The 24,926-nt window shown below is 66.4% G+C and carries 24 protein-coding genes; 6 read left to right on the top strand and 18 right to left on the bottom strand.

All coding sequences use genetic code 11. The features are described from left to right. Window positions 1-65 precede the first annotated feature (65 nt). Complete coding sequence (locus NSE01_RS10990) at window positions 66-413, bottom strand: arsenate reductase (protein WP_147159627.1); 348 nt, start codon at window positions 411-413, stop codon at window positions 66-68. After that, a complete protein-coding gene (locus NSE01_RS10985) occupies window positions 410-721 on the bottom strand; it encodes an antibiotic biosynthesis monooxygenase family protein (RefSeq protein ID WP_147159626.1) in 312 nt (103 codons plus the stop codon). The genes NSE01_RS10990 and NSE01_RS10985 overlap by 4 nt, the downstream gene beginning before the upstream one ends. Before the next feature lie 145 nt (window positions 722-866). Between NSE01_RS10985 and aroC the strand changes: the two genes are divergently transcribed. Next, a complete protein-coding gene (aroC, locus tag NSE01_RS10980; protein ID WP_147159625.1) occupies window positions 867-1,934 on the top strand; it encodes a chorismate synthase in 1,068 nt (355 codons plus the stop codon). Between the two features lie 220 nt (window positions 1,935-2,154). After that, entirely contained in the window at window positions 2,155-3,465 is a 1,311-nt protein-coding gene (locus NSE01_RS10975) for a dicarboxylate/amino acid:cation symporter (protein WP_147159624.1), read from the top strand. 115 nt (window positions 3,466-3,580) lie between these two features. Here NSE01_RS10975 and NSE01_RS10970 read toward each other — a convergent pair whose 3' ends face one another. Genes NSE01_RS10970 through dapB form a run of 3 tightly spaced genes read right to left on the bottom strand, consistent with a single transcriptional unit; the run spans window position 3,581 to window position 5,441 of the window. Further along, window positions 3,581-4,012 carry a hypothetical protein gene (locus NSE01_RS10970; protein WP_246135163.1) on the bottom strand — a complete coding sequence of 144 codons (432 nt, stop codon included), beginning with the start codon at window positions 4,010-4,012 and terminating at the stop codon, window positions 3,581-3,583. Beyond that, window positions 4,009-4,716 (bottom strand): endonuclease III, encoded by a 708-nt coding sequence (gene nth / locus NSE01_RS10965; protein WP_147159623.1) that lies wholly within the window; start codon window positions 4,714-4,716, stop codon window positions 4,009-4,011. The genes NSE01_RS10970 and nth overlap by 4 nt, the downstream gene beginning before the upstream one ends. Continuing rightward, entirely contained in the window at window positions 4,713-5,441 is a 729-nt protein-coding gene (dapB, locus tag NSE01_RS10960) for a 4-hydroxy-tetrahydrodipicolinate reductase (RefSeq protein ID WP_147159622.1), read from the bottom strand. The genes nth and dapB overlap by 4 nt, the downstream gene beginning before the upstream one ends. Window positions 5,442-5,476: 35 nt before the next feature. On the opposite strand from dapB, the gene NSE01_RS10955 reads away from it, so the two are divergent. Next, on the top strand, window positions 5,477-6,193 hold the full coding sequence (locus NSE01_RS10955; RefSeq protein ID WP_147159667.1) for an NAD-dependent deacylase: 717 nt from the start codon (window positions 5,477-5,479) through the stop codon (window positions 6,191-6,193). Here NSE01_RS10955 and NSE01_RS10950 read toward each other — a convergent pair. The 7 genes from NSE01_RS10950 to NSE01_RS10920 form a co-directional block, all read right to left on the bottom strand. Then, on the bottom strand, window positions 6,182-6,949 hold the full coding sequence (locus tag NSE01_RS10950) for a HesA/MoeB/ThiF family protein (RefSeq protein WP_147159621.1): 768 nt from the start codon (window positions 6,947-6,949) through the stop codon (window positions 6,182-6,184). The genes NSE01_RS10955 and NSE01_RS10950 overlap by 12 nt on opposite strands. Before the next feature lie 201 nt (window positions 6,950-7,150). Next, window positions 7,151-8,554, bottom strand: coding sequence for a chromosomal replication initiator protein DnaA (gene dnaA, locus NSE01_RS10945; protein WP_174812028.1), 1,404 nt, complete (start codon window positions 8,552-8,554; stop codon window positions 7,151-7,153). A gap of 555 nt (window positions 8,555-9,109) precedes the next feature. Next, window positions 9,110-9,370, bottom strand: coding sequence for a 30S ribosomal protein S20 (gene rpsT, locus NSE01_RS10940; protein ID WP_147159619.1), 261 nt, complete (start codon window positions 9,368-9,370; stop codon window positions 9,110-9,112). Window positions 9,371-9,631: 261 nt separating this feature from the next. Continuing rightward, on the bottom strand, window positions 9,632-11,047 hold the full coding sequence (locus NSE01_RS10935) for a cytochrome P450 (protein ID WP_147159618.1): 1,416 nt from the start codon (window positions 11,045-11,047) through the stop codon (window positions 9,632-9,634). Window positions 11,048-11,145: 98 nt separating this feature from the next. Then, window positions 11,146-12,159: a ferrochelatase gene (gene hemH, locus NSE01_RS10930; RefSeq protein ID WP_147159617.1), complete on the bottom strand. Its 1,014-nt coding sequence runs from the start codon at window positions 12,157-12,159 to the stop codon at window positions 11,146-11,148. 9 nt (window positions 12,160-12,168) lie between these two features. After that, window positions 12,169-14,457, bottom strand: coding sequence for a xanthine dehydrogenase family protein molybdopterin-binding subunit (locus NSE01_RS10925; RefSeq protein WP_147159615.1), 2,289 nt, complete (start codon window positions 14,455-14,457; stop codon window positions 12,169-12,171). Beyond that, a complete protein-coding gene (locus NSE01_RS10920) occupies window positions 14,457-15,224 on the bottom strand; it encodes an Mrp/NBP35 family ATP-binding protein (protein WP_246135166.1) in 768 nt (255 codons plus the stop codon). Before NSE01_RS10920 ends, NSE01_RS10925 begins: the two co-directional genes overlap by 1 nt. Window positions 15,225-15,575: 351 nt before the next feature. Here NSE01_RS10920 and hflK point away from each other — a divergent pair, with 351 nt between their 5' ends. From hflK to NSE01_RS10905, 3 genes are all read left to right on the top strand, one after another. After that, window positions 15,576-16,697, top strand: coding sequence for an FtsH protease activity modulator HflK (gene hflK / locus NSE01_RS10915; protein WP_147159614.1), 1,122 nt, complete (start codon window positions 15,576-15,578; stop codon window positions 16,695-16,697). Window position 16,698: 1 nt separating this feature from the next. Further along, entirely contained in the window at window positions 16,699-17,556 is an 858-nt protein-coding gene (gene hflC / locus NSE01_RS10910) for a protease modulator HflC (protein WP_147159613.1), read from the top strand. A 139-nt stretch (window positions 17,557-17,695) separates the two neighbouring features. Continuing rightward, the gene (locus NSE01_RS10905) at window positions 17,696-19,246 is read left to right on the top strand and encodes a Do family serine endopeptidase (RefSeq protein WP_246135162.1); all 1,551 of its coding nucleotides are present in this window, start codon (window positions 17,696-17,698) and stop codon (window positions 19,244-19,246) included. A 64-nt stretch (window positions 19,247-19,310) separates the two neighbouring features. Here NSE01_RS10905 and NSE01_RS10900 read toward each other — a convergent pair whose 3' ends face one another. The 6 genes from NSE01_RS10900 to NSE01_RS10875 form a co-directional block, all read right to left on the bottom strand. Continuing rightward, window positions 19,311-19,685 carry a limonene-1,2-epoxide hydrolase family protein gene (locus NSE01_RS10900; protein WP_147159611.1) on the bottom strand — a complete coding sequence of 125 codons (375 nt, stop codon included), beginning with the start codon at window positions 19,683-19,685 and terminating at the stop codon, window positions 19,311-19,313. An 87-nt stretch (window positions 19,686-19,772) separates the two neighbouring features. After that, the gene (locus NSE01_RS10895) at window positions 19,773-20,591 is read right to left on the bottom strand and encodes a helix-turn-helix domain-containing protein (protein ID WP_147159609.1); all 819 of its coding nucleotides are present in this window, start codon (window positions 20,589-20,591) and stop codon (window positions 19,773-19,775) included. Between the two features lie 108 nt (window positions 20,592-20,699). Then, window positions 20,700-22,832, bottom strand: coding sequence for a transglycosylase domain-containing protein (locus tag NSE01_RS10890; RefSeq protein WP_147159608.1), 2,133 nt, complete (start codon window positions 22,830-22,832; stop codon window positions 20,700-20,702). A gap of 160 nt (window positions 22,833-22,992) precedes the next feature. Beyond that, on the bottom strand, window positions 22,993-23,391 hold the full coding sequence (msrB, locus tag NSE01_RS10885) for a peptide-methionine (R)-S-oxide reductase MsrB (protein ID WP_147159607.1): 399 nt from the start codon (window positions 23,389-23,391) through the stop codon (window positions 22,993-22,995). A gap of 76 nt (window positions 23,392-23,467) precedes the next feature. Further along, complete coding sequence (locus NSE01_RS10880) at window positions 23,468-23,917, bottom strand: NfeD family protein (protein ID WP_147159606.1); 450 nt, start codon at window positions 23,915-23,917, stop codon at window positions 23,468-23,470. Window positions 23,918-23,921: 4 nt separating this feature from the next. After that, on the bottom strand, window positions 23,922-24,902 hold the full coding sequence (locus NSE01_RS10875; protein ID WP_147159605.1) for an SPFH domain-containing protein: 981 nt from the start codon (window positions 24,900-24,902) through the stop codon (window positions 23,922-23,924). Window positions 24,903-24,926: the final 24 nt, after the last annotated feature.

Raw genomic sequence — 24,926 nt, 5'->3', positions numbered from 1 at the left:
ATTGATGTAGATAGCACGCGAACCCCGATCTGAACAGGGCAGCTCAGATATCTTTTTGTTTCAATTCAGCCCAGAACCGCGGCCCATTCGGCTTCCTTGAAGCCCACCAGCAGCCCGCCCGGATGCTCCACGATCGGCCGCTTGATCACCGAGGCATTCGCCGCCAGCACCGCCGGAGCCCCCTCGCCGCCAAGCGCCGCCTGATCCGCTTCCGAAAGCTTGCGGAAGGTCGTCCCCGCGCGGTTGACCACCTTGTCGCGCCCCGCCGCGGCGATCCACTCCGCGATCCTGGCGGGGTCAGCACCCGCCTTTTTGTAGTCGTGGAATGTGTAGGCGATCCCTTTGCCCTCCAGCCAGGTGCGCGCCTTCTTCACCGTGTCGCAATTGGGAATGCCGTAGAGCGTAAGCGTCATGCCTTGGTCCTAGAAAAGCGGTGCACCCGGTTCGGTGTGCCGGCCAGCAGGGTATAGTCCTCGTAGTAGGTCTCGCGGCCCTTTGCCTGCATCTCGGCATGTTCGGCCACCCGCCGCCACGCCAAGGCCGCTGCCTCATCCACCCACTCGCTGATCGCCACCACTTCGCCGTCCTCGGCGGTGTAGCTCTTGAACGAGAGGTAGCCGGGCTGCGCGGCAGCGAGCGCTTCCATCGCATCGGCATCGGCGGAATAAGCAGCGCCGTCGATATCGGCGCGCTTGCGGTTGCGGAAGACGACTAGGAACATGAGGCGGGGCTTGCGGTAGGTGCTTCGACAGGCTCAGCACGAGCGGGTTGGGATTGCGAGAAACTAACCGCTCGTGCTGAGCTTGTCGAAGCACCATTCACCCGCGAACGTGACATTTGCGGAAATTTGCGCAAAGGCGCTGCCCATGAGCTTCAACACCTTCGGCCACATGTTCCGCTTCACCACTTGGGGGGAAAGCCACGGACCTGCCCTCGGCACGGTCGTCGATGGCTGCCCGCCGGGGCTTGCGCTCAACGAGGGCCTGATCCAGCCCTTCCTCGATGCCCGCCGCCCGGGCCAGTCGCGCTTCACCACGCAGCGGCAGGAACCCGATCAGGTCAAGATCCTCTCCGGCGTGTTCGAAGGCCGCACCACCGGCACCCCGATCAGCCTGATGATCGAGAACGTCGACCAGCGCTCGAAGGACTACGGCGATGTCGCCAAGGCCTACCGCCCCGGCCATGCCGATTACGCCTACGACGCCAAGTACGGCTTCCGCGACTATCGCGGCGGCGGGCGTTCCTCGGCGCGCGAAACCGCCGCCCGCGTCGCCGCAGGTGCCGTCGCCCGCCTCGTCATCCCCGAAGTCAGCGTACTCGGCTGGGTCAGCGCGATCGGCGGCGATGCCATCGATCCCGCGAACTTCGATGCCGCCGAAATCACTCGCAACCCGTTCTTCTGCCCGGACGCCAAGGCCGCCGCGCGCTGGGAAGCGCTGGTGGACAATGCCCGCAAGGCCGGTTCCTCGCTCGGCGCGGTCGTCGAATGCACCGCCACCGGCGTCCCCGCCGGCTGGGGCGCCCCGCTCTATGCCAAGCTCGATGCCGAACTGGCCCACGCGATGATGGGCATCAACGCGGTCAAGGGCGTCGAGATCGGCGATGGGTTCGCCGCCGCCGCCAACACCGGCGAAGGCAATGCCGACCCCATGCGGCCGGGCGCAAAAGCACCCGAATTCCTCGCCAATCATGCTGGCGGCATCGCGGGGGGCATTTCCACCGGCCAGCCGGTCCACGTGCGCGTCGCCTTCAAGCCGACGTCCTCGATCCTTACCCCCGTGCCCACGATCACGCGCGAAGGCGAGGCGACCGAGCTGTTCACCAAGGGCCGCCACGACCCCTGCGTCGGCATCCGCGGTGTGCCGGTGGTCGAGGCGATGATGGCGCTGGTGCTGGCAGACCAGAAGCTGATGCACCGGGCGCAGTGCGGCTGAGCAGGCCTACGAGCCCTTCCGCTAGCGACTTCCATCAACACTGTTCGTCATTGCGAGCGTAGCGAAGCAATCCAGGGCGGTTCTGCGCGGCTCTGGATTGCTTCGCTACGCTCGCAATGACGAAGGATGGCGGACTAAGGCCCCGCTTGCCTAAACCACCAGCCCCGCTAGTCTCGCCCGCCAACCGTCACGGCCAATAAACAACCGGGGAGCCGAAAACTTGGGCACGCGCCTGACCCTCTACATCCTGATCGCCCTGTTTGCCGGTATCGGCGTGGGCTACGTGCTCAACGTGTCCTATCCGGCGGGCGACAAGCACCTCGCGGAGATCGCCGATCTCCTCAAGCTGCTGCCCGAGGTGTTCCTCCACCTCATCAAGATGATCATCGCGCCGCTGATCCTCGCAACGCTGGTGACGGGCATTGCCAGCATGGGCGACAGCACCGCGCTGGGCCGCATCGGCGGGCGGGCGCTCGCCTGGTTCATCACCGCGAGCCTCATTTCGATCGGGCTGGGCCTCCTGCTCGTCAATCTGTTCCAGCCGGGCGCCGGGCTCAATATCACGTCCTCGACGCCGGTTTCCGATCTCGCCACGGCCGATCTGACCTTGCGCCACTTCCTGCTGTCGGTGTTCCCGACCAGCGCGCTCGACGCGATGGCCAACAACAACGTCCTCCAGATCCTTGTCTTCTCGATCTTCGCTGGCCTCGGGCTTTCCGCGATGGGCGAGGAAGGCGCGCCGCTGGTGCGCGGCTGCGAGGCGCTGGCAACGCTGATGCTTACGATCACCGGCTATGTCATGCGCGCCGCGCCGTTTGGGGTGTTCGGCGCGATGGCCTCGGTCATCGCCACGCGCGGGCTCGGCATCATCGTGACCTACGGCGCTTTCGTCGCCGAGTTCTACTTCGGGCTGCTGATCCTGTGGACCCTGCTGCTCGGCATGGGCGGCATCTTCCTCGGCAAACGCGTGCTCCTGCTCGCGCGCTATATCCGCGAGCCGATCCTGCTCGCCTTCTCCACCGCCAGCAGCGAAAGCGCTCTACCCAAGCTGTTCGAGCAGCTAGACCGCTTCGGCGTGCCGCGCCGCATTTCGGGCTTCATGCTGCCGCTGGGCTACAGCTTCAATCTCGATGGCTCGATGATGTACACCAGCTTCGCGACGCTGTTCATCGCGCAGGCCTACAACATCCCGCTTTCCGCCGGGCAGCAGGTGGCCATGCTGCTCACGCTGATGGTTACGTCAAAGGGCATCGCCAGCGTCCCGCGCGCGAGCCTTGTCGTCATCGCCGCCACGCTCACCCAGTTCGGTCTGCCGGTCGAAGGCGTCGCGCTGCTGCTCGGCGTCGATACCTTCCTCGACATGGGCCGCACTGCCACCAACGTCGTCGGCAATGCGGTGGCGACCTCGGTCATCACCAAGTGGGAGGGCATGCTGCAAATGCCGTTGGACCCGGATGCGCCCGTTGCCATGCCCCCGCACGACACGCCCGAGCATGGCCGAAAAGGGCTGCATCTCGATCCGGAAGCGTAAGCGCTCCTCCAACCATCGTCATTGCGAGGAGCGCAGCGACGAAGCAAATCCAGAGCGATAGCGCAAAAACGCCCTAGATTGCTTCGCTACGCTCGCAATGACGAGTGTGTGAAACCTACTTCTTGCTTTCCTTCGCCAGCTTCACCGGCTGGAACATGCCGAGCCCGCACGAACCCATCGGGCCTGTCGGGCCGCCACCATTGCGGAACACCGTGATGATATCGACGTTGCACAGCTGCGAGAGCGAGGTCGAATAGGAGAACGCCCGCTCGAAGCCGAGGTTGCCGCAGCGATAGGGCAAGCTGTTGCGATACCAGGTGTCGCCGCCGGTGCGGAAATCGATGGTCCAATCGTCGCGGACACGGCTTTCGCGGATCGAGGTGATCGGAATGCAACTCACCGCCTTGCCCGTCGGCGTTGCGGCGGGGATATCGGCAGCATGGCCGTTCTCGGCCCATGCCGATCCACCCTTGGCCGCGCAGGCGCCCAGCGAGAGCGCGGCGGCAGCGGTCATGGTCAGCAAGGCGGCGGTCTTCAAAGCACTCATGGCTTCTTCTCCTTGGCAGCCCGCGCTCCGCCCCCCCGAGTCGCTGGCGTGGTCGCAGGCTTCGCCCCCTTCTCCAGAATCTTCCCCTTGAAGCCGCAAAGGTCAACCACTTCGCAGCGCCAGCACTCCGGGGTGCGCGCCTTGCAGACATAGCGCCCGTGCAGGATCATCCAGTGGTGCGATCCGACCCGGAACGGCTGCGGCACCTTTTTCTCGAGGCCCTTCTCCACCGCCAGCGGCGTCTTGCCCTTGGCGATCCCGGTGCGGTTGCTCACGCGGAAGATATGCGTGTCGACCGCGAAGGTCTCCGCGCCGAACGCGCAATTGAGCACGACATTCGCCGTCTTGCGCCCCACGCCCGGCAGCGCGGTGAGCAGGTCGCGGTCCGCCGGCACTTCGCCGCCATGCTCGCGCACCAGAATCTCGGCCATCGCGATCACGTTCTTCGCCTTGGAATTGAACAGCCCGATCGTCTTGATGTGCTCCTTGAGGCCTTCCTCGCCAAGATCGAGCATGTCCTGCGGCGTCTTCACCTTGGCAAACAGTGCCCGCGTCGCCTTGTTCACGCCCACGTCGGTCGCCTGCGCCGAAAGCGTCACCGCCACCAGCAACTGATAGACATTGCCATATTCCAGCTCGGTCTCCGGCGAAGGATTAGCCTCGGCCAGCCGCCGGAAGAACTCGAAGATCTGGTCCTTCTTCAAAGCCCCAGCACCTCAGGCATCGTATAACGCCCCGGCTCCTGCCCGAGCAGCCATTCCGCCGCACGCACCGCCCCGCGCGCAAAGATCGCGCGGTTCTCGGCAAGGTGCGAGAGCGCAATCCGCTCGTTGTCCGCGAGGAAATGGACAGTGTGATCGCCCGCAACGGTGCCGCCGCGCAGCGCCGCAAAGCCGATGGTGCCCTGCTTCCGCGCGCCCGTCACCCCGTCGCGCCCGCGCACCGATTCCTCCGCCAGCCGCACGCCCCGGCCCGCTGCCGCCGCCTCGCCCAGCAGCAGCGCCGTGCCCGATGGCGCATCGACCTTCATGCGGTGGTGCGTCTCGACAATCTCGATGTCCCAGTCCTCGCCCAGCCGGCTCGCCGCCTCACGCACCAGATGCGCCAGCAGGGTCACGCCGAGCGAGGTATTGCCCGTCTGCAGCACCGGCACCGAAACCGCCGCCGCATCGACCAGCCAGTGATGCCGCTCGGCAAGGCCCGTTGTACCGACCACGATGGGAATGCCGGCGTGGATCGCCGCATCGAGATTGAACTCCAGCGCCGCCGGAGCCGAGAAATCGACCAGCACGTCGCTCGCCTGCGCCAGCGCGAGCGGATCGCCGCCCTGATCGATCCCGCCCGAGACTTCATGCCCCGCCGCCGTGATCGCTTCGGCCAGCGCCTGACCCATGCGCCCAGCGCTGCCGATAATGCCCACTCTAGTCATTGATCACCTCGTATCCGCCGTGCTTCATGGCCGCGATGCAGACCATTCGCAACATCGTCATCCTGACAGGGGCAGGCGTCTCCGCCGAAAGCGGGATCGATACTTTCCGCTCGGCAGGGGGCCTGTGGGAACAGCACCGCGTCGAGGACGTCGCCACGCCCGAAGGCTTCGCCCGCGATCCCAACCTCGTGCTGCGCTTCTACGACATGCGCCGCGCCGCGATCCAGACCAAGGAGCCCAACCCCGCGCACAATGCGCTGGGCCGGCTGGAGCGCGAATGGCCCAGGCAAGTGCCCGGCGGCAGCGTCACGCTCGTCACCCAGAACGTCGACGACCTCCACGAACGCGGCGGCTCGCTCTCGGTCATCCACATGCACGGCGAACACCTCACCGTGTGGTGCACCAACTGCGATACGCGCCACCGCTGGACCGGCCCGCTGATCGAGCGGCCGCCCTGCCCGTCCTGCCGCGCGCCCTACCTGCGTCCCGATGTCGTGTGGTTCGGCGAAGTGCCCTACCGCATGGACGAGATCTTCGCCGCGCTGCGCGAGGCCGATCTCTTCGTGTCGATCGGCACCTCCGGCGCAGTCTACCCCGCCGCCGGCTTCGTGCGCACCGCACGCGAACTCGGCGCGCAGACGCTCGAACTCAATCTCGAGCGCTCGCAAGGTTCTACGTGGTTCGACGAAACCCGCCTCGGACCCGCCAGCGAGATCGTGCCGGCATGGGTCGAGGAACTGCTAGGCGGCTGAGGCGCAGGCCCGGCACTCCGGGTCCTTGGCAATCCGCATCGTGCGCAGCGCCGGCTTCAGCCCGTCAAGCACATGGACCTGCCCCCACTGCGGATCGCCCAGGGTCGAAACACCTTCCAGCAACACGCGCATCGCGGCCATCGCGCCAAACGCGCCAACCATGCCGACCATCGCGCCGAGCACACCCGTATCGGCGCAGCTGTCGCAATCCTCGGCATCGAATGCATCGCCGACAAAGCAGCGATAACAGGCGTGCCCCTCACGGTGCCCGGCAAAGCTCGCCACCTGCCCCTGAAACCGCCCCAGCGCCGCGCTTGTAAGCGGAATGCCCGCCGCCACGCAGGCATCGGAAACCGCCAGCCGCGTCGCGAAGTTGTCGCTGCCATCGAGCACCACATCGGCCCCCGCAATCAGCTCCGCCGCATTCTCCCGCGTGAGCCGCGTGACATGGGCGATACCAACCAGCGCCGGATCGAACGCCGCGAGCCAAACGGCTGCGGCTTCCGCCTTGGGCTTGCCGATATCCTCGGTGCCAAAAATGGTCTGCCGCTGAAGGTTGGAAGCCTCGACCAGATCGTCGTCAATCAAAGTCAGCCGGCCAATCCCGGCCCCCGCCAGATACTGCAAGGCCGGACTGCCAATACCGCCCATGCCGACCAGCACGACATGACTCTGCACCAGTTTCGCCTGCCCGGCCCCGCCGACTTCGGGGAGAACGATATGGCGGGCGAAGCGGTCGAGGCGGTCTGGAGTCATGGGAGGGGAGTTAGGGAGAAAGAGAGGAAAATGCGAGGGCCATTGCCCTCGCGCTCCCGGGAGTTTGGTGCAGGGCCTATCGGTTGGTCCAATCCGCGAAGCGGCTTCATTCCTCCGGCTTCGCCGGGGTACACAACCGCTCCGCCATGCGCCGACTAACGGGAGCGCGAGGGCAATGGCCCTCGCATTTTCCCTTATCCCTTAATCCTCAAGCTGCCGCAGCAAGGTCCGCACATCGCCGTCCATATCGGCATCGCGCGTGCGCAGTTCCTCGATCAGCCGCACCGCGTGGATCACGGTCGAGTGATCGCGCCCGCCGAACTTGCGGCCGATCTCCGGGTACGAGCGCGGCGTCAGCACCTTGGCGAGGTACATCGCGACTTGGCGGGGCCGCACGACTGCGCGGGCGCGGCGCTTGCTGGCCATTTCGGTGCGGTCGACGCGGTAGAACTGGCAGACCATGCGCTGGATCTCGTCGATCGTGATCCGGCGGCGGTTGGCCGAGAGGATATCGGTGAGCTGCTCTTCCGCCAGCTGGAGCGAGACCGGCTGGCCGGTAAGCTGGGCATAGGCGATCAGCTTGTTGAGCCCGCCAACGAGTTCGCGGACGTTGCGATTGATAGTGCGCGCGAGGAACTCGATCACGTCTGCCGGGACTTGCGAGGCGGTGAAGCGCGCGAGGCGGTGTTCGAGGATCTTGCGGCGCAGATCGATGTCTGCGGGCTGGATATCGGCAACGAGACCCATCGAGAGGCGTGACAGCAGGCGCTGCTCGACCCCGTCCAGGGCCTGCGGCGCGCGGTCGGCGGCGACGACAAGGCGCTTGCCCGCGCTCATCAGCGCATCGATCGTGTGGAGGAATTCCTCCTGCGTCGAAGCCTTGCCGATGATGAACTGGATGTCGTCGACAAGCAGCAGGTCGAACCCGCGCAGGCGCGCCTTGAATTCCAGCATTTCGTTCGAGCGCATGGCCTGCACGAACTCGATCATGAAGCGCTCGGCCGAGCAGTAGAAGATGCGCGCGCCCGGGCGGGCGGCGGCGTAGGCGTGGCCGATGGCGTGGAGCAGGTGCGTCTTGCCCTGTCCGGTCGCGCCCTTGAGGTAGAGCGGCGAGAACTGCGGCGTTTCCAGCGCGGCCATGCGCTGCGCGGCATTGACCGCGAGGACGTTGGCCGAGCCCGAGACGAATTCGGCGAAGGTCAGCGACGGGTCGAGCCCGGTGACGGCAGCGTCGGCGCTCAGCGGCACGGCGGCCTGGCGCTGGACAGTCGGCAGCGGCCCGGTGTCGTTCGCGGGCATTCCGCCCATGCGCAGCTCGGGCATGGCGCGGCGGCGCGGGTGCACGGTGATGCGCACCTGACGCACTTCCGAGCGCGCGATCTTCCACGCAAGCGAAAGCCGGTCGGCAAAGCGGTCAGCCACCCAGTTCGCGGAGAACTCGGTCGGCAGGAACAGGTCCAGCGTTCCGGTTTCCTTGCAGAAGGTGCCAACCTGGATCGGCTTGATCCACTGGCTGTGAAGCTGGGGGCCGAGGTCCTTTTTCAGACCCTGACTGATATCTGCCCAATCTGCTGCAAGATCGAGCGCTTCCTGGTCCTCGATCATTGCGTTTTCACGTCCCTTCCTGCCCGGCGCGGCGTCAGCCGCCTGGGCCGCGGCGCCCCGTCCGCCGCTGCCAAATTCATCCATCTTCACGCTTCGCTACCTCACCCAGACGGCCTGCTTCGGCACCCCCTGCCACAGGCACAATACTACCTCGAACCGGGAAAGCACCCCTGCTCCCGATCATGAAACTTGCGATTGTCGTGACCCCGAATCGGCTGTCGAACCTGCTGAGGCAGAGCCCGCGCCGCATCGGGAGAACCATGTCTATTGGCGATCCCGAGGGATTCGCAAGCGCTGAGCCGCAAAAAAACTGAAATAAAGAATCTTGACGACCTAAACACCGCAGAAATCAATCAAAGCGCTGAATTTGTTGGATTTTGCGTCAAGGCACCCGCGAATCGGCAGAAATCTGCGACTTGTGCGTGACAGGGCCAGTGCCGAACATCCGGTACGACTTGTAACCGGGGCGAAACAAAACGCGGCCGGTGTCACAGACACCAGCCGCGTTCCGTTTTTGTACATCAGAGGGCCCGTGAGAGCCCTACGCGATGCGAATCAGAGCGAAGCGACTCGCTTCGACAGGCGCGACATCTTGCGCGCGACAGTGTTCTTGTGGAGCACGCCGCGGGCCACACCACGCGCCAGCTCGGGCTGAGCAGCATGGAGCGCTTCAGCCGCAGCAGTCTTGTCGCCACCAGCGATCGCGGCTTCGACCTTCTTCACGAAAGTGCGGATGCGCGAAAGACGATTGCCGTTGATCTCGGCACGGTTGGCATTGCGACGGATGCGCTTACGGGCTTGCGGCGTATTGGCCATGACTGTCCTGTTTCAAGAGCCGGAACCGCATGAACCGCGGGCGGCGAGTAAACCTGTGGGCCCGGCAAAGCCCTGTCAGACTCTCCGGAAAGCGCGCCCCTTAGCCACGGCATGCCGAATCGTCAACGGTAGTCTTTGCGGCAACGCGCGGAAAAGCGCGTTGCCGGGCGGCACCAGCCCGCTCCCCCGCCCGGCCCCCACAGCGTACAATCCCGTTGGGTGGCCGGGCGGGGGAGCGGGCTGGCGCCGCCTTCCGAACCGTCAGATTCGCGTAAACTTCACCGGCAGCCCGTCGCGCGGCTTGGGGATCGGCCACGGTTGCCAGGTCGGGGTATAGCCCGGTTCCACCTCCACCCTGTAGCGGGTGAGGATGTGATGGACCAGCAGCTTGGTCTGCATCGTCGCGAAGTGGAGGCCAAGGCACATATGCGCGCCGCCGCCATAGGGAATCCAAGCGTATTTGTGCCGCGCCGCCACGGCCTCGGGCGTGAAACGCATGGGATCGAAGCGTTCCGGATCGGGCCATAGCGCCGGATCGGCATGGACCGCCGAGGCACTGACATCGACGTCGGTGCCGGCCGGGATGCGGAAGCCCCGGAACGTGAAATCCTTGAGCGCCCGGCGCGGGGTGGAAGGCACCGGCGGCATGATCCGCAGCGCTTCCTTCATTGCCATTTCGGCCAGATCAAGCTTGCCGAGCGCGTCGAACGGGAGCGGTACGCCGTCCCCGCCCGCCGCCGCCCGCGCCTCGGCACGCAGCTTGTCCTGCCAGTCCTGATTCTTCGCGAGGTGCCAGATCAGCGTGGTGAACGAAGATGTGATCGTGTCGTGCGCGGCCATCATCAGGAAGATCATGTGATCGACGACGACGTCTTCCGGCAGCAGTTCGCCATCTCCATCTTCCCGCCGCGCGAGCGCGAACTGGCTGAACATGTCCTGCCCGGGATTAGCGCGCCGCTGGCGCAGCAGGCCGGTGAAGTACTCGACCATCAGCTTGCGCCCGGCATAGCCCCGGCCCATCGCGGTGAACGGCAGCGGCCGCCGGATCGGCGCGACGGCTGCCTGCACCATATCGACGAAGGCCTTGTTGAGCTTGTCCGCCTCCGGTCCGAACGGCAGGCCGAGAAAGCTGGTCGCCGCCGTCTGCAAGGTGAGCGCCTTGATCGCGGGGTAGAACTTGCGCTCCCCCTCACCCCACGCCTCCACACCTGCCGCGATATCCACGTTGAGCAGATCGCAGTAGTGCCGCATCGGCTCGGGCTTGAACGCGATCGACAGCGCCTTGCGGTCCGCGCGGTGCGCGGCGAAGTCCATCAGCATCAGCCCGCGCGGGAACAGCAGGTTGAGCACCGGGCCCCAGCCCTGTTCGGACGAGAAGATCTTGTCGCGGTCGAACAGCACAAGCTCGTTCGCATCCGGCCCGATCAGCACGACCTGCCGCCGCCCGAACCCTCGCGTGCGATAGACGTCGCCATGCTTGGCGCGCATGCGTTTCGCAAAGCCGATAGGATCGGCGAGCAGCATGAACGTCGTGCCGACCAGCGGCCAGCCATCCTCGCCGGGGATCGCATCGAGCTCGCTTTCGTCCTTCAGGCGAATCCAGTGCGGGTTGCCGCGTTCGGATTGCGCGTCATGCGGACGGATGGACCGCGATGGGGGTGCTGCCAGACTGGCCAAGGCTGAACTCCTGCGTGCGCGATTAACCGCGCGGTTAATGACACAGATGTCAGCAAAGTCAAATGGGTGGGCAGCGCCCGCCAGAGTCTTTCGGCGCCTCAAATCCAGCCGGCGAGTTCCCGGCGCACCAGCGCTTCGAGCATGTCCATGCCGGCCTCGGTGGCATTGAGGCAGGTCAGCGCGGCGAAATGCGTGCCCCCTGCAGCCTCGAAGTCCTCGCGCCCACGGATGCCGAGTTCCTCGATCGTCTCGAGGCAATCGGACGAAAAGCCCGGCGCGGCGATCACCATGCGGCGCACGCCGTTGGCCCCTTGCACCTTGATCACGTCGTCGGTTGCGGGTTCCAGCCACTTGGCGCGGCCGAAGCGCGACTGGAAGCTGGTGGCAAGCTTGAGCGCGGGATGGCTCACCGCGAAGGCTTCGCCCAGCAGGCGGGCGGTCTTCTGGCAGTGGCAGTGATAGGGATCGCCCAGCCGCAGCGTGCGCTCAGGCATGCCGTGGAAGCTCAGCACCAGCAGTTCGGGCTCGAAATCGAGCGCGGCGATCTGGGCGCCAAGGTCCTTGTGCAGCGCCGAAATCGCCAGCGGATCGTCGAAATAGGGCGGCAGGGTGCGCAGCGCGGGCAAACGGCGGCGGTCCCTGATCCAGTTCGCGACGGCATCGAGCGCGCTTGCGGTCGTCGCCCCCGAATACTGCGGATAGAGCGGAGCGACGAGAATGCGCTCGCAACCATCGGCGAGCAGCTTGTCGAGTTCTACCGCCATCGCCGGCTTCTGGTAGCGCATGGCGTAGCGCACGATCGCGGCATCGCCGAGACGCGCCTGCAGCGCGCGGGCCTGCGCAGCGGTGTGGAACGCGAGCGGCGAGCCTTCTTCGGTCCACACCTGGCTGTAGGCATGGGCGGACTTCCTCGGCCGGGTGCGCAGGACAAGCCCGCGCAGGATCGGCTGCCAGAAGATCTGCGGGATCTCCACCACGCGGCGGTCCGAGAGGAATTCGGCGAGATAGCGGCGCACTGCGCCTTCATCGGGCGCGTCGGGCGTGCCGAGGTTGACCAGGAGCACCCCGATCTTGCCGGTTACAATCCGGGGATGGTCGGCAGGTTGGTCCATGGTACTGGCTCAAAGCCCTTCGGAAAGCAGCGGAAGGCGGCGGAAGCGCAGTCCTGTGGCAGAAAACAGCGCGTTGGCAATGGCCGGTGCGACTGCGGTGGTGGCGAGTTCGCCCGGGTCGAACGGTTGCTCGTCCGACTCGGCAAACGCAATATCAACCTTGGGGCAATCGGCAAGCAGGGGCAGACCCAATTGCGAAAGGCGGCCCGCCGTGGGCAGGCCTGCCGCATAGGCCGTGCTGCCGCCGATCGCCTGCGCCAGCGCGAAGAGCATGCCGCCCTCGACCTGCTGGCGGGCGATATCGACATTCACGATCCGCCCGATATCGAGCCACGCGGTCAGCTGGTCTACCCGGATCGCGCCTTCCTCCTGCCGCGCCGTGGCGACCACGGCGATGAAACCGCTGCGCAGGCCTTCGGGCGCGGCGAGGTCCATGCGGTGGCACGCGATGCCCTGCCCCGAGGCATCTGCCCCGCCGCCCCACATCGCCATCCGCGCCGCGCCGACAAGGCAGGCGGCCAGTCGCGGCTGCCCGGTGAGCATGCCGATGCGGTACGAAAGCGGCTCGGCCCCGCCGAAATGCGCGCATTCGTCGATGAAGCTTTCGGTGAAGAACGCGCTGTAGCCATGGGCGTTGCCGCGATAGCGCGCGGTCGGCAGCGGCAGTGTGACCGGCACGTGATCCACCGCCCGTTCGGGAATGGCATAGAGCGGCATCGCGCCTTCGCAGGCGAGCGGATCGGCACGCCCCTTGGCGGCGGCCTGTGCATCCACCGCCTCCATTCCGTCGAGCAGCCGCGCGCCCGCTTCGATGGCCGTGGCCGGCAACGCCATGCGCGTTCGCCACCCGAGCAACTGGCGCTTGTCAGGCCCGATCGAGGCGGACAGCAGCGCCGAGACCGGCGTGCGGGGGTAGCCGGCGAGCGATTCCTCCCAGCGGCTCCACATCAGCTGCACCGGACGCCCAAGCGCCTTGGCGATCTCCACCGCCTCGACCGCGATCCGGCAATCGAGCCGCGCATCGAAACTGCCGCCCGCGTGCATGGGATAGATCACGACGCTCCGCCGCGAGACACCCGCCGCGCGCGCGGCCTGCCGCCGCACGAGTTCGGGCGCCTGCGTGGCGAGCCAGAGCTCGAGCTTGCCGCCGGTGAGCCGCGCCGTTGCGGTGGCCGTTTCCAGCGGGGCGTGAAGCGCAGGCTCCACATCATACCGCGCAGTGAGGCTTGGCTTGGCAAGCAGGGGATCGGGGTCACCTTCGGCAAGGAGCCGGGTGGCCGCCCCCTTGCGCAGCGCGGCGTCGATGCGGGTATCGAGCGCGGAGGAATCGGCAATCCGCCCCGCCGCATGGAAACGCGGCTCCAGCGCGAGCACCGCCTTGTGCGCAGCGTGCCAAGTCTTGGCCGCGGCCGCGACCCAGCGCTTCGATTGCACCACGCCGACAACGCCCGGAATGGCCTCTGCCGCCTTGCGATCAAGCGTGGAAAGCACGGTATCGCCCTGCGGCCCGTGAACAATCGCGGCATGGACCATGCCCGGCACGCGAACATCACCCGCGAAGACGAAGCTGCCATCGGCCTTGGGGGGCAGGTCCAGCCGGGGATAGCGCGGGCGCGCACCATCGGGGAACTGGCCGGGCCGCTCCTTCGGCGGCTCCGCGCGCAGGGCAGGCGGCTCGGGCGGGTCGTAGTCCATCGCCGCCGGGATCAGCGCGGCAAACGCAAGGCGTTGCTTGCCGTTCACGACGAAATGCCCCGCCGTATCGAGCGTTTCCCAGCCGACGTTCCACTGTGCCGCTGCCGCCTGCATCAGCATCGCACGCAGGCCCGCCGCAGCGGCCCGCAAGTGCGCCTCGAAGGCAGCAATGGCCGTGCCCTCGGCGGTTATCATCATCGGCTCGCGCTCGGCATGCATCCGCGCCAGCCAGTCGTCGGGAGTATCGGCCAACGCCGGGAAATAGCGCGGCTGCCACAGCGGGGCCCAGCGCGCGGCGAGCACCGGATCGCCGTAGACCGGGCTGGGCGGTGCGGGCTCGACACCCACCCGCTTCCAGTCCGCACCCAGCTCCACCGCCACGATCTGCGCCATCAGCGTGGAAATGCCCTGCCCCATCTCGCAGACCGGCACGGCAACGCTGATCGCACCATCCTTGGCCAGCCGGATGAAGCTGTCGAACACATGTTCGTCCGGCCCGGCGACCAGCGCGCTGGCATAGCGGCGCGACGAAACTGCAAAGGCGACCAGCAGCGCACCTGCGCCGCCAGCGCCGATCAGCAGCCCGCGCCGAGTAAGCCGCATCAGGGATTCACGTCCAGCCAGTCGAGCACGCGCTGGGCGATGCCGGCGAAGATCGCGGCCTCCGAGCTATTGCCTGCGGCGGGCGGCTCGCCCGCATCGCTGGACTGGCGGATCGAGAGGTTCAGCGGCACGCGGCCAAGGAACGGCAGGCCCATCGTCTTGGCGGCGGCTTCCGCGCCGCCCTGACCGAAAGGATCGCTGCTTTCGCCGCAATGCGGGCAAACGTAGCCCGCCATGTTCTCGACCATCCCGATCAGCGGCACGTCACCCTGTTCGAACAGCCGGATCGCCCGCGCCGCATCCATCAGCGCCAGATCCTGCGGGGTGGAGACGATCACCGCACCCGCCGGCTTGTGCTTCTGCAGCATGGTCAGCTGCACGTCGCCAGTGCCGGGCGGCAGATCGACAACGATGATCTCGGCATCACCCCAATGCGCATCGATCAGCTGGCCAAGCGCATTGCCCGCCATCGGGCCGCGCCACGCAATGGCCTGCCCGGGCTGCACGAGGTGGCCCATCGAGAGCATCGGCACGCCCCACGGACTTTGTACCGGGTGGATCTTCTGGTTCTCGGCTTCGGGCTTGCGGCCCTCGGTTGCGAGCAGGCGCGGCTGCGAGGGGCCGTAGATATCCGCATCGACAAGACCGACCTTGCGGCCCAGCTTCGCCATGGCGACCGCTAGGTTGGCCGAAAGCGTCGACTTGCCGACGCCGCCCTTGCCCGAACCGACCGCGACGATGCGCCGCGTGACGCGCTCGGCGGTCATCCCCACGCGTACATCGGCGGCCCCGGCGGCGCGCGCAGCCTCCTTCACTTTCGCTTCAAGCGCATCGCGCCCCGCGCGGTCGAGACCGCTCACTTCGAGGATCACGGAGGCGGTTTCGCCATCCGCCTTCACCGTCTGCAACCGCGCGCCTGCGGCCATGCGTACGGCCTGTTCAAGTGCTGTCTGATCGAGGCTCAAACCCGTATTCCCATCCTAGCGGAGCCTATGCCCTAACGGACGCCCCCTAGCAGAGGAATTTTGGCAGGGAGACACTGTTTTTAACCGAAGAGCGTACCTATAGTCCTTGGTATGATTTCTTTCGGTGGACGAATGTCGCGGATCGGTCTGGCCATGGCCGGCAAGAAGAGCCCATGGGGCACAGGCGAAACGGGGAGCGGGGAGCCTTCGGGCGAACCGGCGGACGAGGGCGGCGAACCCGCACCCGAAAGCCCCCCGCCACCGCCGCGCGGCAACGGCCCGCGCAACCCGTGGTTGCCGCCCAGCTCGGGCGATGGGCGCCGCGGGCAAACCCTCGAAGATCTGTTCAAGCGCCGCGGTGGCGGCAGCGGCGGCGGTGGTAGCGGCTCTGGTGGCGGTTCCAGCTTCCGCCTGCCCCAGCGCCCGGACGGCGGCTCGTGGGTGCCGGTCGCGATTGGCCTCGTCGCGCTGATCTGGCTCGGCGCCACGATGATTCACCGCGTCTCGCCGCAGGAGAAGGGCATTGTCACCACATTCGGCGCCTATAGCCGCACCATCGATTCCGGCGTCTCGGTCACCTTGCCCTGGCCGATTCAGGCCGTGACCGTCGAGGACGTCACCTCGATCCGCCGCGATTCCATTCCCGAAGGCGATGGCGAACGCCTGATGCTGACGGGCGACCAGAACCTCGTCGACCTTACCTACCTCGTCCGCTGGAACATCAAGGACCTCAAGCTCTACACCTTCCAGCTCGCCGAACCCGATGCGACGGTGAAGGAAGTGGCCGAGGCCGCGATGCGCCAGTCGATCGCCGAAGTGACCCTGAACGACGCGATGGGCTCAGGCCGCGCCTCGATCGAGGCCAACGTGCGCGAGCGGATGCAGCGCATTCTCGATGCCTATCGCTCGGGCGTGAAGATCCAGGGCGTGGAAATCAAGAAGACCGACCCGCCGGCCAAGGTGGTCGATGCCTTCAAGGAAGTGCTTGCCGCACAGCAGGATGCACAGAGCGATATCAACCGCGCCGAAGCCTATGCGCAGCAGATCACGCAGCGCGCGCAGGGCGAGGCGACCGCGTTCGACAAGGTCTACGAGCAGTACAAGCTCGCCCCCGAAGTGACCCGCCGACGCATGTATTACGACACGATGGAGCGCGTGCTGAGCAAGACCGACAAGGTGATCGTCGAAACGCAGGGGGTCATGTCCTACCTGCCGCTGCCGGGGATCAAGCAGACCCCGCCTGCCGATCCGGCCGCAAACGGGGAGCGCCGCTGAGATGGAACAGACCCTGATCCACTTGTGGCAGGAACAGAAGGCCGTGCTTGTTGCGCTGGCCGTCGGCGTCGTCGTGCTGCTCAGTTGCGTCACCGTGGTGGGCGAGCAGGAGCAGGCCGTGATCGTCCGGCTGGGCGAGCCCAACCGCGTGGTCAACCGCTTCCGCCCCAATGCCGATTTTGGCCAGACCGGCGCCGGGATCACTTGGCGCATCCCGTTCTTCGAGCAGGTCGTGCGGATCGACAAGCGCGTGCTCGATGTCGATCTCGAACGCCAGCAGGTCACTTCGGCAGACCAGCGCCGCCTCGAAGTGGATGCCTATGCGCGGTTCCGCGTGATCGATCCGGTCAAGATGTACGAAACCGCCGGCACGGTCGACAAGGTGGCCGAACAGCTCCAGCCGATCCTCAACTCGGTGTTGCGTCAGGAACTGGGCAAGCGCACCTTCGGCTCGCTGCTGACCGCGGATCGCGGGCAGGCCATGATCAACATCCGCAAGGGGCTCGACAAGGAAGCGCGTGAATACGGCGCGCAGGTGATCGACGTGCGGATCAAGCGGGCGGACCTGCCCGATGGCGCGCCGCTCGATTCCGCCTTTACCCGGATGGCCACCGCCCGCCAGCAGGAAGCGGCCACGATCCGCGCCGAAGGCCAGAAGAACGCGCAGATCATTCAGGCCACAGCCGAGGCGACCGCTGCCAAGGTCTATGCGGAAAGCTTTGGCAAGGACCCGGATTTCTACGATTTCTACCGGGCGATGAAGAGCTACGACTATACCTTCTCGCAGAAGGACAACAGCACCTCGATCGTGCTTTCGCCTGACAATGCCTATCTGCGTCAGTTCAGGGGCGGCAAGTAACCGTCCGCGACAGCTGACGAGCATGTTATTCAATCCCGGTTCATGCGCCCGGTTGTGAAAACTGGGCACGCGGAATCGGACCGGGGACCAGGGGTGCGGGCATCCGCAAACCGCCGCTGAGATGAAGAGGATTTGCTAAGTGCGATACGCTTATGGAGTAACTACGGCGCTGCTCCTCGCCGGCAGCGCGCTGACCCTGACGACGGGCTTCCCGGCCGGAGCCCAGGTGGCGCAGAACGATTCGGCGCAGATGCAATCGGTCGTCCCGCGCGGCGGTGCCCCCGCCAGCTTCGCCGATCTCACCCAGCAGCTGCAGCCGGCAGTGGTCAACATCTCGACCCGCCAGCGCGTGAAGGTGCAAAACAACAATCCCTTCGCCGGCACGCCGTTCAGCGATCTGTTCGGCGGCGGGCAGGGCGGCGGCGGCCAGCCGCAGACGCGTGAGGCGCAGTCGCTCGGTTCGGGCTTCCTCGTTTCGGCCGATGGCTATGTCGTCACCAACAACCACGTCATCACCGCCGAAGGTCAGGGTGAGATCGAATCGATCACCGTCACCATGACCGACGGCACCGACTATCCGGCGAAGCTCGTCGGGCGCGATGCCGCCTCCGACCTTGCCGTGCTCAAGATCTCGGGGCCGAAGCCCTTCCCGTTCGTGAAGTTCGGCGATTCGCGCCACGCCCGCGTGGGTGACTGGATCATCGCCATCGGCAATCCGTTCGGCCTTGGCGGCACTGTCACCAGCGGCATCATCTCGGCGGTCTATCGCAACACCGGTTCGGGCTCGGCCTACGACCGCTACCTGCAGACCGACGCCTCGATCAACCGCGGCAACTCGGGCGGCCCGATGTTCGACATGGCGGGCAACGTCATCGGCATCAACAACGCGATCTTCTCGCCCACCGGCGGCAGCGTCGGTATCGGCTTCGCGATCCCCGCTGAAATCGCCGCACCCATCGTCGAAAAGCTGCGCACCGGTCAGGCGATCGAGCGCGGCTACCTCGGCGTGCGCATCCAGCAGCTGTCCGACGATCTCGCCGCCAGCCTCGGCCTTGCCAAGAACCGCGGCGAGTTCATCCAGTCGGTCGAGCCCGGTCAGGGCGCGGCCAAGGCCGGCATGCAGCCGGGTGACGTTGTGGTCCGCGTCGACAGCAAGGACGTGACGCCGGACCAGACCCTCTCGTTCATCGTGGCGAACACCGCGCCGGGCAAGCGCATCCCGATCGACCTCATCCGCAACGGCCAGCGCCTGACGGTGCAGGCGGTTGTCGGCAAGCGGCCGAGCGAGGAAGAACTCGCCCAGCAGACTTTCGACCCCGATGCGCAGCAGGGCGACGACAACGGCTTCGGCGGCGGTCAGGCCAAGCCGGCCAAGCCTGCCGGCCCCGTGGTCCAGCAGGCGCTCGGCATCGCGGCGATCCCGCTGACCCCGCAGATCGCCCGCCAGCTCGGCGCGAGCGAGGACACCAAGGGCGTGGTCATCACCGCGGTCGACGATTCGGCGGATGCTGCGGCCAAGGGCCTGCAGCGCGGCGACATCGTGCTTTCGGCCAACTACAAGCCGGTAGCGACCGCCGCCGATCTCGAAGCGATCGTGCGGCAGGCCAAGACGGAGAACCGCGAAGCGGTGCTGCTGCGCATCCAGCGCCGCGGCCAGCCTGCGCTCTACCTGCCGATCCGCATCCGCTGATTGGTCTTCAGGACATGAAAAGGGGCTGGCGGACCTGGGTTCGCCAGCCCCTTTTCGTTGGCGCTCAGCCCGTCGGCCACTGCGAAAGGATCGTGGCCGCGTCGAAATAGTCGCGCCAGTAGGTGATCTTGCCGTTCTCGACTTCGTAGACGCCGGTCACCGGCAGTTCGACCCACTTGTCCGCAAGGCGGTGGCGGTCCAGCCGTTCGAGCATCACGATCGGTCCGGCGGCCAGTTCGCGCAGGATCACGAAGTCGTTCTCCAGCGCCGGTGCAAAGAACGGCTCCAGCACCGCGCGCACCGCGGCGGGCCCGATGACGGTGCCGATCGGCGGCGGGTTCGTATATTCGCAGGTATCCGCGACAAACTGGAGCGCGGTATCGTAATCGAGCGCCTCCATCGCCTTCATGAAGGCCTTTATAGTTTCGAGCGGGCTCATCGGTTCTCTCCTTGTCCTTCTTGGCGAGGGAGAGGATGAACCGGCTGCGACATGCTGCCAATTACGCCGGAGGTTATCGGAGGGCAGCTATTGCGGCAGGGGCAGTTGGCGAAACAGCGCTTCGGTCGCGGCATCGGCGGGAAACAGCGTTTCGAACCGCAGTTCGTCGGTTGTCACATCCTGCGCGGTCCCGAACGTGGCGATCACCGCAAAGAGCGCCAGCCGCTGCTCGCCCAGCGCCAGCTTGAACGGCACCACCGGCAGCAACGCGCTGTCCATCGCCGACCAGAGCACCTCAGGCTCCTGAAACGGGGCCAGCTCATCGAGTACCGCCTGCATGTCCGCCCCGCCCAGTTCGTGCGCCTCGCGCGTCGCGCGCTGCCACAGCAGCGGGCCGACCGCGGCCCAGTTCGTGATGAGCGGACGGATGCCCTGGGGGTGGAAGAACAGCCGCATCAGGTTGCGCTCGCCCGCGCTGTCGGTTCCGTTCACGCGGTCCCAGAGATCGGCACCCAGCATGGCCGTCAGCGCTTCGAAGGGCCGGTTGGCGAGCAGCACATTCCATGCGCGGTCAAGCGCCAGCGCCGGAAACGGCTCATGCGCGCTCAGCATCATGCGCACCGCGCCCATGATCTGCGCCATCTGCGGATCATCCAGCGTGCGCGTGCGGTAGAGCGGCGCGAAGCCCGCCGCGGTCAGCCACAGGTTGCGCTCGCGCAGCGGGACCTCGAGTGCCTCGCTCAGTTGCAGGATCATCGCCCGGCTGGGACTGGCACGCGTCGATTCGAGGAAGCTGATATGGCGCTGCGAGACACCCGAGGTCAGCGCAAGGTCGAGCTGCGACCAGCGCCGCTTGTGGCGCCATTCGCGCAGAAGACGCGCGAATCCATCAGTGTGCATGTCCATGCCGCGAATGTCGCAGCCGGCTGCACGGGCTTCAATAACCTTGGAGGTAATTGATCCGCCGCAGCCGGCCCTGATCGCGCTGATCGCGCCTTGTGCGAGCGAAAGGCCTCAGTTGGGCTTGGGACTCGCCGCTGGTTTCGGCTTCGGCCGTGCCGGATCGGCCTGCTTGCCGGTGGCGCGGTTGAGGAAATCATCACCTGCGGCTGGTGGGCCTTCCGGCACCGGCACGCCCTGCTCGCCGCTTGGCAGCGCGCTATCACCCCCGGGCAAGCGGTTCTGGGCACCCGGCTCGACGATGTTGCCATCGGGATCCGCGTAGAAGTAGCCGTCCGGATTTGACTGCATCACTTCGTCGTCCGGCTCCAGCTGCCACTGCGGCATCTTGAGGTCGGTATCGAACTTCTCCGGCGGCCGCTTGGCGGTGGCGATCTTCATGTAGGCAGCGAAGGCACGCGCAGGCGCGGTGCCGCCCTGCAGGCCGGGCACGGGCCGCGCATCATCACGGCCCATCCACACGCCGGTGGTGATCCCGCTCGAGAAGCCGAGGAACCAGCCGTCCTTGTTCGAGCTCGTCGTGCCGGTCTTGCCCGCTACAGGCCGTCCGATCTGCGCGGCGCGGCCGGTGCCGATGCTGACGGCGGACTGCAGCAGATCGGTGATCCCCGCCGCGACGAAGTTGGGCACAAGCTGCTGCGCCGGATCGGGGCGGTGGCTGTAGAGCACTTCACCCTCGGTCGAGGTGATCTTGCGGATGCCGTAGGGCGTAACCGCGCTGCCCTTGGCCTGCACCGCCGCAAAGGCGCGCACCATATCGATCACGCGCACGTCAGAGGAGCCGAGCACCATCGAGGGGAGCGTGTTGATCGGCGTGGTGATGCCGAAGCGCCGCGCCATGTTGGCCACCGCACCGAAGCCGACTTCATTGCCGAGCTGCGCCGCCACCGTGTTCTTCGAATAGGCAAAGGCGCTGCGCACATCGATTTCGCCGGCATAAGTCCCGCCCGAATTGCGCGGACTCCAGCCGTCGATGGTCACCGGCTCGTCCTTGACCTTGGCGTCGGGCGTGTACCCGACTTCAAGCGCCGCAAGATAGACGAACAGCTTCCACGCCGAACCGGGTTGGCGCACGGCATTGACCGCACGGTTGTAGTTCGACGTCACGTAGTCGGTGCCACCGATCATCGCCAGCACCGCCCCGTCGCGGTCAAGGCTGACGAGCGCACCTTGCGCGCCCTTGGGCACATTGGACTGGATCGCCTCGGTCGCCGCATGCTGCGCGGCGGGGTCAAGCGTGGTCCAGACCTCGATCGGCTGGTCGTTGTCCGGCAGCAGCAGATCGAGCTGCGGCAGCACCCAGTCGGTGAAGTAGCGCGCGGAATTCTGGCCCTGCTCGTCAGCCAGCTTGATCGACTTGAAGTCTGTCGCGGCGGCTTCGGCCGGGGTGATCTTGCCGGCTTCCTGCATCGTCTGCACGACGACCTTGGCGCGGTCGACCGCTGCGGCTGCGTCGGCGGTGGGCGAATAGTGCGAGGGCGCCTTGACGAGGCCGGCGATGATCGCGGCCTCTGCAAGGCTCAGCTGCTCGCCCGAATGGCCGAAGAACTTGCGCGCAGCAGAATCGACGCCGTACGCGCCGCCGCCGAAATAGACCTTGTTGAGATAGAGCTCGAGCACCTGATCCTTGGTGAACTTCTGCTCGATCGCCATCGCCAGCAGCGCCTCGCGGATCTTGCGATCGAACGTGCGGCTGTTGTTGAGGAAGATGTTACGCGCCAGCTGCTGCGTGATCGTCGAGCCGCCCTGCCGCCAGTGCCCTGACTGGATGCGCACCATGACAGAGCGGACGATGCCGATGGGGTCCACGCCCCAGTGCTCGCGGAAGCGCCGGTCCTCGACCGAGATCATCGCGTCCTTGAGCGTTTGCGGAATGCGTTCGTAGGGCACCCAGCGCCCGTAGCTCGGCCCGAGCGTGACGATTTCGGAACCGTCACTGGCGCGGACTACGATGGTCTGGCCGGTCTGGGTCGTCTTCATCCGCTCGTAGCTTGGCAGCGAGCGTTCGGTGACGAAGACTGCAACCGCCAGCGCCAGCGCGCCAAGCAGGGTCAGCGCTGCACCCCAAACAAGGATGCGCCGCGTCCAGCGGCCGACGAACGACCGCCCCTCGGGCTCAGGCTCACGCTCGCGCCGCGAGGAGGAGCGCTCCCGTTCGGAGCGGCGGCGGGAATCCCGTCTGGCCATCAGCTTTGCGTACGCTCCCTCATGCGGCGCGCGTCACTCCCCTGATGGGCGCGCCTCTTCGCGGCGCCTGATGCATAGGCGATTCGGAACACAGGGTTAACCCGCTCGGTACGATTGCCACCGGACAAACTTTTCATCGGCACGCCGCAGGCCGACTTTCTCAATCCTCAGGGGTGAAATCGAGCGCGGCACTGTTCATGCAATAGCGCAGGCCCGTCGGCCCGGGGCCATCGGGGAAGACATGGCCGAGATGCCCGTCACAGCGCGCACAGCGCACTTCGGTGCGAATCATGCCATGGCTCACGTCACGGTGCTCATCGACCGCTTCCGGATCGACCGGCGCTGTAAAGCTCGGCCAGCCAGAGCCGCTGTCATACTTGGTGCCGCTTTCGAACAGTGGCGCACCGCAGCCGGCGCAGTGGTACTGCCCGGTCAGCTTGTTCTTCTCGTACTTGCCAGTGAAGGCCCGCTCGGTGCCACCCTGCCGCAGGACCTGGTACTGCTCGGGCGAAAGCCGCGCACGCCATTCGGCATCGGTCATGTTCATCTTGTCGGGCATGGGTCGGAATTCCTCTGGATCGGTTTCGGCCGCGGCTGCGAATATGGGATAGCCCCATGCGCCCTGCAAGCGGACCTCAGTGCAGATGTTCGACGAGCAGCACGGTTCCATCGGCGCCCGTTACCCGCATCCGCGTGCCGGGCTGCGCATCGGGCCCGCGCGCCAGCCATTCGGTATCGCCGTGGCGCACGCGGCCACCGCCTCCTTCGATCACATGGGTGACGACGACGCTCTGGCCGACGATCTGCCCGCCGCGATCATTGAGCATGGGATCGGCGCTGTGCACGGGATGGCGCAGCACCCAGCGCCGCCCCGCTGCCAGCGCCAGCGCGCACAGCACGACGAACAGGACGATCTCGGCCTCGAGCCCCACCGGCATCGTCGCCGCGACCAGACCGGTCAGCAGCGCTGCCGCCGCCAGCCAGATCAGGAAATAACCCGGCGCAACGATCTCGGCGATGGCGAGTGCCACACCGAGCGCCATCCAGCCCCAATGCAGGCCGAAAAGCTGCGTCACCACCGCCATGGCCTCAGCCCTGCACCGGAGGGGGAGGAGGCACCACGCGCGGCACGCGGGGACTGGCCGGCGAGGTCGGCGGACCGCCCGGCTTGCCGACCGCATCGCTGATCAGATCGCCGATCCCGCCAAGCGCGCCGACGAGTTGGGTCGCCTCGATCGGGAACAGGATCGTCTTCGCATTGGGCGAAGTGGCGAACTCCTTCACCGCCTCGACGTATTTCTGCGCGACGAAGTAGTTGAGCGCCTGCGTGCCCGATGCGGCGATGGCCTCCGAGACGACCATGGTCGCCCGCGCTTCGGCTTCCGCCGCGCGTTCACGCGCCTCTGCATCGCGGAAGGCGGCTTCGCGGCGCCCTTCGGCCTCCAGAATCTGCGCCTGCTTCTCGCCCTCGGCGCGCAGGATCTCGGAGGCACGCGAGCCCTCCGCCTCGAGGATCTGCGCCCGCTTCTCGCGCTCGGCCTTCATCTGGCGGGCCATGGCATTGGAGATATCGGCTGGCGGGCGGATGTCCTTGATCTCGACGCGGGTGATCTTGACGCCCCACGGCGAAGTCGCGTGATCGACCACAGACAGCAGCCGCGCGTTGATCTCGTCACGCTTCGATAGCGTCTCGTCGAGGTCCATCGAACCCATCACAGTGCGCAAGTTCGTCGTCGTCAGCTGCATGATCGCGACATAGAGGCTGGACACTTCATACGCCGCCTTGCCCGCATCAAGCACCTGGAAGAACACGATCGCATCGACGCCAACCATCGCGTTGTCGCGCGTGATGATTTCCTGCCCCGGAATATCGAGCACCTGCTCCATCATGTTCACCTTGTGCCCGACCCGGTCGATGAACGGCACGATAAAATGAAGCCCCGGCTGCGCGGCGAGTGCAAACCGCCCCAGCCGCTCGATCGTGTAAACGTGGCCTTGCCGCACCACGCGGATGCCCGTTGCCAGATAGACGACCGCGAGCCCCACGATCAGGATCAGCACCGCTTCCACGCCCAGTCCCCCGCTGTCTGTTAT

Origin of the sequence: Novosphingobium sediminis (genome assembly GCF_007991615.1) — a bacterium.
Classification (GTDB): domain Bacteria; phylum Pseudomonadota; class Alphaproteobacteria; order Sphingomonadales; family Sphingomonadaceae; genus Novosphingobium; species Novosphingobium sediminis.
The sequence above is the reverse complement of the archived record's forward strand: the minus strand, read 5'-3'. Positions and strand labels throughout refer to the sequence as shown.